General features: G+C 42.1%; 9 protein-coding genes. All 9 read right to left on the bottom strand.

Features of this window, described 5'->3' with window-relative positions; all coding sequences use genetic code 11:
* Window positions 1–282: 282 nt before the first annotated feature.
* The 9 genes from FC98_RS11410 to murD all read right to left on the bottom strand — a co-directional run bounded on the left by FC98_RS11410 (window position 283) and on the right by murD (window position 8503).
* A complete protein-coding gene (locus tag FC98_RS11410) occupies window positions 283–954 on the bottom strand; it encodes a DivIVA domain-containing protein (protein ID WP_008855488.1) in 672 nt (223 codons plus the stop codon).
* Window positions 955–970: 16 nt separating this feature from the next.
* Window positions 971–1759, bottom strand: coding sequence for a YlmH family RNA-binding protein (locus FC98_RS11405; RefSeq protein WP_235803625.1), 789 nt, complete (start codon window positions 1757–1759; stop codon window positions 971–973).
* 18 nt (window positions 1760–1777) lie between these two features.
* On the bottom strand, window positions 1778–2062 hold the full coding sequence (locus tag FC98_RS11400) for a YggT family protein (protein ID WP_008855485.1): 285 nt from the start codon (window positions 2060–2062) through the stop codon (window positions 1778–1780).
* Between the two features lie 32 nt (window positions 2063–2094).
* Entirely contained in the window at window positions 2095–2448 is a 354-nt protein-coding gene (locus FC98_RS11395) for a cell division protein SepF (protein WP_008855484.1), read from the bottom strand.
* Between the two features lie 49 nt (window positions 2449–2497).
* Window positions 2498–3793 carry a cell division protein FtsZ gene (ftsZ, locus tag FC98_RS11390; RefSeq protein ID WP_008855483.1) on the bottom strand — a complete coding sequence of 432 codons (1296 nt, stop codon included), beginning with the start codon at window positions 3791–3793 and terminating at the stop codon, window positions 2498–2500.
* A gap of 28 nt (window positions 3794–3821) precedes the next feature.
* Complete coding sequence (gene ftsA / locus FC98_RS11385) at window positions 3822–5126, bottom strand: cell division protein FtsA (RefSeq protein WP_172633898.1); 1305 nt, start codon at window positions 5124–5126, stop codon at window positions 3822–3824.
* An 85-nt stretch (window positions 5127–5211) separates the two neighbouring features.
* The gene (locus FC98_RS11380; RefSeq protein WP_008855481.1) at window positions 5212–5994 is read right to left on the bottom strand and encodes a cell division protein FtsQ/DivIB; all 783 of its coding nucleotides are present in this window, start codon (window positions 5992–5994) and stop codon (window positions 5212–5214) included.
* Window positions 5995–6014: 20 nt separating this feature from the next.
* Window positions 6015–7109, bottom strand: coding sequence for an undecaprenyldiphospho-muramoylpentapeptide beta-N-acetylglucosaminyltransferase (gene murG / locus FC98_RS11375; RefSeq protein ID WP_008855480.1), 1095 nt, complete (start codon window positions 7107–7109; stop codon window positions 6015–6017).
* On the bottom strand, window positions 7109–8503 hold the full coding sequence (murD, locus tag FC98_RS11370) for a UDP-N-acetylmuramoyl-L-alanine--D-glutamate ligase (protein WP_268872054.1): 1395 nt from the start codon (window positions 8501–8503) through the stop codon (window positions 7109–7111). The genes murG and murD overlap by 1 nt, the downstream gene beginning before the upstream one ends.
* Window positions 8504–8527 lie beyond the last annotated feature (24 nt).

The raw sequence follows: 8527 nt of genomic DNA, 5'->3' as shown, positions 1-8527 counted from the left end.
CACCTGCCATCAAAATCCAAAACCAGGATTTTCATGGCAGGCGCATTATGTTCTGATTGTTAACCGCTCGTTCTCGCACTCTACAAAAAAAGCCCCCGTCACAAGGGACGAAGACTTTTCGTGGTACCACCCAATTTTAGAATTTCACAATTCTCTCTAAAAGCAATCGACTTATGTACTAGAGGTGATCAGTTGATTGGTCGTTGACTGCTAAACTCTCACCATTTTTAGCTCGCTGATGTGTCGATCAATCACTTTCTGGTCTCTAATCGATTCAATTATTTACTTTGCATCATCGGGGTAATAAACAACGGTCTTATCTAAATCATCCGTTGTCGTTGCATCAGCCACCAAGTCAGCATCATTATTCTGTTTGGTTCCTGATTCTACCCCTGTGTTCGCTGTATTGTCAAGACTGCCCACAACTTTTTCGATATCTTCGTAAGTCGTTGTTGGCGTCTCTTCAACCAAGTGATCCCAATCCGATCCCTTGATTACTTCCAATTGGCTTTCCAACATGACTTGCAGTCGTTGACGGAATACCCGGGTATTCTTTCTTAAGTCATCAGTTTCAATTGCCAATTTCTTAGCCCGTTTAGAAGCTTCCTCTAAGATATTGTTACCCTTCTCGTTAGCCGCGTTTAAAATATCGTCAGCTTTCTTTTGAGCTTCCCGGTTAGTGATTTCGGCTTCTTTTTTCGAGTTAGTCTTAACTTTATCAGCAGCCTCTTGCGCCACTAAAATAGATTGGTTCAGTGAATCCTTTAGATCATTAAAATACGAAAGCTTATCATTTGATTCGTCAAGTTTAGAAGATAAATCTTTGTTTTCTTGAAGAACGATTTGGTAATCCTTAATGATTTTGTCTAAAAAATCATTAACTTCATCAATGTTATAACCTCTCAATTTGGTCGAAAACTCTTTATTATGAATATCCTGTGGACTTAGTACCATGGTGAATCGATCCCTCCTATTTATTCCGATTGTAAATATTAATCACAATTCGGATCTTCTCTTTTTTGGTAACCCCTAATATATCCTTGATAACAATCCGACCAAATCCACGTACAGAAACAATATCTTGAATTGATAATTCTAAATCTGGTCGTTCAGAGTCAACCCAATTAATTCGAACCATTCCACCATCTACCAGCTCCTTGGCATGGTGTCTGGAGATATGAAAGCCTTCACTAATAAGTGTATCTACCCGTAGCGAAGAAACAGTGGTTGTCACCGCTTCACTTTCATCAACTGGATGGATAATCTGATCTGGCTCAATTGGCTTCAACTTAACCTTGATTTTACCGACTTTATCAACTTGTGCCCGAACATAATCAGCCATTTCGGATTCACACATAAATTGCCAATTAGGCCCGTCCGTGATAATATCGCCAATCACGTCACGGTCAATTCCAGCGCCCATTATTGAACCCAGAATCTGACCATGTGACAATGTCGCAAATTTACTTGGATAGTCAATCTGAAATGCGGTAATGTTAAAATCATCATTTTTAGGCTCGAAGTAAGAGGGAAAGGCAATCGCACGTTTCATCTCAGCTTCTGGAAAACCACCAAATGTTTTAAACGTAATCCCGTCATAACGATTAACAATTGTTTCAAGGATATATAGCTGCCTTGGATTTAAGAAATTGGTAAGGATTGGTCGATATTCATTTTCAACTCTTCCGCTCAAGCTATCAATCGACTCAAGAAATGGTAATTCATCAGGTCGATAGTGTTGTGAAACGTTAGAATCCACCACGGTAATCCTCCTCTTTTACTGAGAACTCATCGTAATCAACAAATTACCAACATACGTAACCCCATACTGAACAAAGGTTAGCACCGCTAATGCAACTAACGGCGCTAAGCTGATCATGCCAATCGTTGCAAAGTTAAACAAACGCTCGAAGGGTTCAACAATTCGAGCCAAGAACCTTCCAATTGCGGTACCGTATGCATTGGGAAACCAGCTCATTAGCGCATACACAACAATTGCGAGCATATAAACACTGATCAGTTGATTAATGATCTGAGCGGTATAAAAAATAATAGTTTGCAATCGAACGCTCCTTATTCTTTACGTGAAGTCAATTATTTCGTTACTTGAAATTTTTTTGGTGAACACAGAAAAATATTTTTATCTAGCCGATTGATCGACCCATGGATGGCAAACAAAACGCCGTTCAAAAAGTCAACCATTCTAGCAGCTGAATTAACGTCAAGTTTATTTAACTTGACGATAACCGCACTATCTTCCAAAAGCTTCTGGGCGATTGTGTCGACGTCCGTGTAATTAATCGGTTCAAAGACAACAATCTTGCTAGGATCAATGTTCTGTCGATTCATCAGCACCACGTTGTCAGTTGCCTTCTCATTATCTGTACTTGGTTGGTCAGCATCTGTATCCATCCCGAAAAAATTAGCTAAATTAAATTTTTGTGGCATGTCGTGTCCTTTCGTATTCACCAATTTGATAAATACCGGTCACAGAGAACTACTTGTTCCGCCGACGGTGTTTAAAGAATGGTGGAATATCGTCTTGTGCGTCATCACTCTTGTCTTGTTGTGAATCATCAGAACTCACATCAGGTTGAAATGGATCAAAGTCCTTCTTTTCAACGTCATTAAACTCGTCACTGTCATTAGTTGAAGGTCGAGCAGCGGCTGGTTGTTTACGAATATCCCAATTACCTAACGGATCATTTTGAGAAGTCCCCTTAGCAGCGCCCTTATCAGAACTTGATTGCTTACGATCAACTGAATGTGGTCGGGCAGTCGTTTGGGGCCGCGCCGTTCGAGTCCTCCGCGAAGCAAGACGGTCTTGGTCAGCACGCTTTTTATCAATCCCAGTGGCAATGACCGTTACCCGAACTTCATCACCCAATGATTCATCAATTGACGTTCCAAAGATAATATTAACGTCACTTGTTGCAGCTTGAGAAACGATATCAGAAGCATCTTGAGCCTCAAATAATGATAGGTCAGGGCCACCAGTAATGTTAAGCAATACTTGCTCTGCCCCATCAATAGAAACTTCCAACAGTGGTGACGAAATTGCTTTTTTGGTGGCCTCAGCCGTTCGGTTTTCGCCATTAGCAGTTCCAACCCCCATCAAAGCTGATCCTTGGTCTTGCATCGTCGTCTTAACGTCAGCAAAATCCAAGTTAACGTACCCAGGACTGGTAATCAAGTCAGAGATTCCTTGAACACCCTGACGAAGCACGTTATCAGCTTCCTTAAAGGCGTCCATCATTGGCGTCTTCTTATCAACCATTTCAAGTAATTGGTTATTAGAAATCACAATCAGTGTGTCGACGTTTTCCTTAAGTTGGGCAACACCCTGGTCGGCATACTTAACCCGCCGGGGACCTTCAAAACTAAATGGTTTTGTCACAACTCCAACCGTTAAAGCACCTTGGTCCTTGGCGATTTTAGCCACAATCGGTGCAGCACCATTACCGGTACCACCACCCATTCCAGCAGTGACAAAAACCATATCAGCACCTTCAAGGGCCTCAGTAATTGCTTCTTCACTTTCCTCGGCTGCCTTAGCACCAACGTCCGGGTTAGAACCTGCGCCTAATCCGCGGGTTAATTTGGGGCCAAGTTGAATTCTTGTTTCGGCCTTGGACGTTGCCAAAGCCTGAACATCGGTATTGGCAACAATGAACTCAACGCCCTTAACGTCTGCGTTGATCATCGTGTTGACGGCATTACTTCCGCCGCCACCAACTCCAATCACTTTAATGTTTGCACCGTGACTATCGGTGGAATCTAGTGAATACTCCATAATTATTTTACCTCCGTAAAGTGCTTAATTAATCAAAGAAATCGCTAAAGAAATTCTTGATTCCTTCACCACGTTTTTTCTTCTGTGTTTGTCGTTTTGGTTTAGTTGACTTCTCCGACACAGGAATTTGGCTGTCCTGAGAACTTGCTAGCTTGGGAACCTTGGTTAACGTAGCACCAACGGCAGATCTAACAATCATATCAACATCTGGTAAATCAGCGAAATACGATACTAATGATAAGGCTGCTGTAAACGATGGATGTCGTAATCCCATTTGATCAGGAATATAGACTCTGACATTCGTATTAAATTGGTCAGCTGCTAATTCGGCAATTCCCGGAAGAGCAGCCACACCACCAGTTAAAACAATTCCACCTGGTAAATCAAGTGCTTGAATTTGATTTAGCCGATCCTTAATTCGATCAAATATTTGACTAAGGCGTGCTTCAATAATTTCGGCTAAATACCGTTCATCAATATAGGTTGGCTCTGACTGGCCGACCACATCAACAGGGAATTCATTATCCGCCGAAGCCTGCAGCGAATCGGCGTAACCGTAATCTCGCTTAATCTTTTCAGCACTGGTCATTGAGGTGTTTAAAACAATTGAAATATCCTTTGTAATGTATGCACCGCCTTCTGGGTCAGTGGTCGCATATTTCAATTGATGGTCATGAATCACTGAAGCGGTCGTTTGACCACCACCGAGATCAACAATAATGGTACCAAAGTCCTGCTCCCCATCATTGAGCATTTCATGGCTTTCAGCCAATGGTGTCAAAACAGTGGCCATGATATTTAAACCGGCCTTTTCAACTGCCTTTTGTAAATTATGCATAATTCCCTTGGAACCACTGATAAGCTTTCCCCGCATTTCAAGGCGAACGCCGACCATTCCCCGTGGATCCTTGATGCCATCAAAGCCATCCACGATAAACTCTTCTGGCTGGATGTCAATAACTTCCCGTTCAGTGGGTAGACTCGTACCCAAAGCAGAGGCCGCTACGTTTCTAACGTCTTCTTCAGTAATTTCTCGCGACTGATCATCAAGGGTAATTAGCCCATTACATGGTTCAATCTTAAGCATATTAGCTGGAACGCTCACAATAACGTCCTTGATTTCAACACTTGCTTTTTCTTGAGCTTGATTTACAGCACTTCTAATTGCATCAGCAGCCTGATCGATATCCACGATCACACCCCGACTCAATCCGTTTGAAGGCTGATTTCCCACACCAATAACGTTCAATTGCCCTTTAACCTTTTCTGCAACAATTACCTTTATTGAGGTAGTTCCTATATCAAGTCCCACATATAAACCCGAATTATCCATATATGTAAGGAACCTCCACATCTAGAATATTTTCTAATAACATAAGTTTAACACAATCATAACTACGGAAAAAGATTATTTGACACTAATAACCCTGCGCCACATTCGTATTCGTGCCCGATTGCTTTTTAGTAATTGGATACGAATATGCCCCCACTTCCATATTAATAATACTCTTAACTTTCAACTTAGAATTAATACTTGGATAGTAATCCATTTTATCGCCAAAACTGCTGATCGAAGCGTACACTTTATTCCCGTCAGTCATTTGCAAAAAGATCCGGTCTGGGTTGCTCTTGGTCGGTGAAAAACTAATTGTATTAATCACTGCTCGAACTGGCGGGTCAATTCTACGATACTGCTTAATCGTTCTTTGTAACTTTTTTGGATTATGGAACTTCTTCAAAACCGGAAACCCATCACTTGGATTCAACACCTTTGTTTTAATAATCACACCACTTTGAAGAATTGGTTCATACCCTCTGTGAACATAAAGATACCCGATTGTCGGGTACTCTTCAACCTTAATTTTAATTTGATTAAAATTAACTAGTTTTAAGGTTACGGATTGCATTCGTTGACTGCGATCCTTCAAGGCTTTTGCTAACTTTTCCTGTTTTCCCCAGACTGAAAATAACGACGTCCCCTTTTTGACGGGAGAATAATGCTTGATTTGCTTTACACTGACAATCTCGTTGCCAGAAACCGCGACAGATTTCACCTTACTGTATGGGGAAACTAAGAAAGCCATCCAAGCTATAACCACAACTGCTAATATAATTAACGGTGACATTTTTTTCAAATTCCGAATCTGGTAATCATGGAAAAAGCCCTTTCGAGATTCGGGAATATCATTTTTCTGGCCCACAGTTATCTACCCCCGGAAACTTATTGGCGAATAAGCGACCTCGCCAAGTCTAAAATGCGGTCAGCTGAATCAACAACCCCTAATTTCTTTGAATTAACTGACATTTTCCCACGTTCTTTATCATCGTGCATCAATTGATCAACTGATTTAACTAAAGTTTGACCATTTAACTGATCTTGTTTAATCATCAGGGCAGCACCACGGTTAACTAAACTCATGGTATTTTTGGTTTGGTGGTCAGCGGTGACGTATGGGCTTGGAATTAGCACCGCTGGAATTCCTAATGCAGTGATTTCTGCAATACTGGTAGCCCCCGATCGGCCAACGATTAACGCTACCTTTGGCAAAACCCTAGGCATATTACTTATGTAAGGCAAAATCTTAATATTATCACTAATCCGAACCTTATCGAGTTGCTGAGTAACAGCATCAAACCGTTTTTGACCAGTCACAAACGCTACTTGGTAACTGCGCTTATTAAATTCGTTGATCGCCCCGATGACCGCGTTGTTGACTGCGGGTGCGCCCTGGCTGCCACCAAAGATTAGAACAGTTGGCACATCATTCTTTAATCCAAATTCAGACCACTGAAAATCAGACTGCATATTAGCAACTTGCTGTGCCCTTGGATTGCCGGCAAAAACCACTTTCTCCTTTGGAAACTGATCAGCAGCTTCGTGAAACCCAATTGCAATTTTATCCACGTAACGGCTCAAAAATTTGTTAGTTAACCCAACGGCACTATTTTGTTCATGAATAATCGTGGGAATATGTGCTTTTGCAGCTGCGTACACAACGGCGCCAGATACATACCCCCCAGTTCCAATGACCACGTCAGGATTAAAGGACTTAATTAGTTTCTTAGAGGTATGAACGCTTTTCAAGAACAGTGCAACCGTCTTAAAATTTTCAAGCGAAAGTGACCGTTTGAATCCCTGAATTTCCAATTCAACAAAGTCAATTCCCTGTTTGGGGACGATGTCACTTTCAAGTCCCCGCCTTGAGCCAACGTATAGCACCTTTGAATCTGGCTCCTGTTTCAGCAAATCTTCGATGATTGCCAGGGCGGGATAGATATGACCACCTGTCCCACCACCCGAAATAATTAGTCGCATCAATTTTCCTCCTGCTTATGCGTCAATTTCTCAACGTCCTTAATAAACTCGTCGCCGCGAACCTCAAAGTTTTTAAATTGATCCCAGCTAGCGTTGGCAGGAGACAAAAGGATGATATCGCCTTCATCACTGTCCGCGTAAGCAACTGGAACGGCTTCATCCAGGCTAGCAACCTTTTGAATTTGGTCAATCCCAGCTTTTTTCAATGACTCTTCAAGTAAGTTTGCTGTTTGCCCGAACAACACAGCTGACTTAACATGCTGCTTGAATTGGGGAATCATTTTATCAAACGTATAGCCCCGGTCAAGCCCACCAGCAAGAAGGACCACTGGTTTGTCAAAACCTTCAAGTGCCATCTGGGTTGCTTCGATATCAGTGGCCTTGGAATCGTTGTAGAACTTTCGGCCATCAGCTTCCAGGACAAATTGGCAACGGTGCCGAACACCCGTAAAGGTTTCCAAAACATTTGTAATCGCTAAATTAGACTTTCCTAAGGCCTTGGCGGTTGCAATGGCTGCTAAGGCATTCTCAACGTTCTGTTTGCCAGGGACCTTAATGTCGTCAGCGTTCATGATAAATTCATCATTGTAATATAGCTTGCCGTTCTTTTCATATGCCCCGTGATCAATCTCACTCGTGCGGGCAAACGGTACGACTTTTGCCTGACTACGATTGCTCAATTGCCGCCATTCGTCAGAATCAAAGTTAACAACAAAATAATCAGCAGGGGTTTGGTTCATCGTAATCCGCATTTTTGCGTTAACGTAATTTTCCCGCGTTTTATGATAATCCAAGTGATTCGAGAAAATGTTGGTCAACACCGCAACGTGTGGATGGAGGCTCTTAATACCAAGTAACATAAAGCTTGAAAGTTCCATTACGATTGTGTCATCAGCGGTTGCTTTTTTAGCCGTCTCCGTTGCGGAGATCCCAATGTTCCCAGCCGCATATGCATGACCCTTTTGGCGTTCCTGGTTGAGAATTTTCGTGATCATTGTCACCGTCGTCGTTTTACCATTACTCCCCGTTACACCGACAATTTCAGCATCGGTTATCTGAGCAGCTAACTCCACTTCGGTAATAATTGGCAGATGATGGTTGACCGCTGAGTTAACCACCGGATTATCATATGGAATTCCTGGATTTTTAACCATCAAATCAAAACCGCGGTCCAAAATATCTGCAGGTTGTTTGCCAGTAATTGTTTCGATTCCCCGGTCATTAAGTTCTTGAACCTCAGGCAAATCTTCTGCTGGCTTGGCATCGCTCAATGTAACTGTGGCCCCAAGTTCTTGCAATGTTTCCGCAGCATGCGTGCCACTTTTGCCGGCACCCAAAACTAATACTTTTTTATTCTTATAGTCATCTATTGATTTCATCGTTAATACCCTCATCTTAAGTTATTTCAGTATAGTCAA

Source organism: Lentilactobacillus kisonensis DSM 19906 = JCM 15041 (genome assembly GCF_001434135.1).
GTDB classification, from domain to species: domain Bacteria; phylum Bacillota; class Bacilli; order Lactobacillales; family Lactobacillaceae; genus Lentilactobacillus; species Lentilactobacillus kisonensis.
This window is presented reverse-complemented; position numbering and strand designations above follow the sequence as displayed.

Bases quoted from the DNA above. Each gene is read 5' to 3' on its own strand.
- FC98_RS11410 (WP_008855488.1), bottom strand. From the start codon at position 954: ATGGTACTAAGTCCACAGGATATTCATAATAAAGAGTTTTCGACCAAA.
- FC98_RS11395 (WP_008855484.1), bottom strand. From the start codon at position 2,448: ATGCCACAAAAATTTAATTTAGCTAATTTTTTCGGGATGGATACAGAT.
- ftsZ (WP_008855483.1), bottom strand. From the start codon at position 3,793: ATGGAGTATTCACTAGATTCCACCGATAGTCACGGTGCAAACATTAAA.
- ftsA (WP_172633898.1), bottom strand. From the start codon at position 5,126: ATGGATAATTCGGGTTTATATGTGGGACTTGATATAGGAACTACCTCA.
- murG (WP_008855480.1), bottom strand. From the start codon at position 7,109: ATGCGACTAATTATTTCGGGTGGTGGGACAGGTGGTCATATCTATCCC.
- murD (WP_268872054.1), bottom strand. From the start codon at position 8,503: ATGAGGGTATTAACGATGAAATCAATAGATGACTATAAGAATAAAAAA.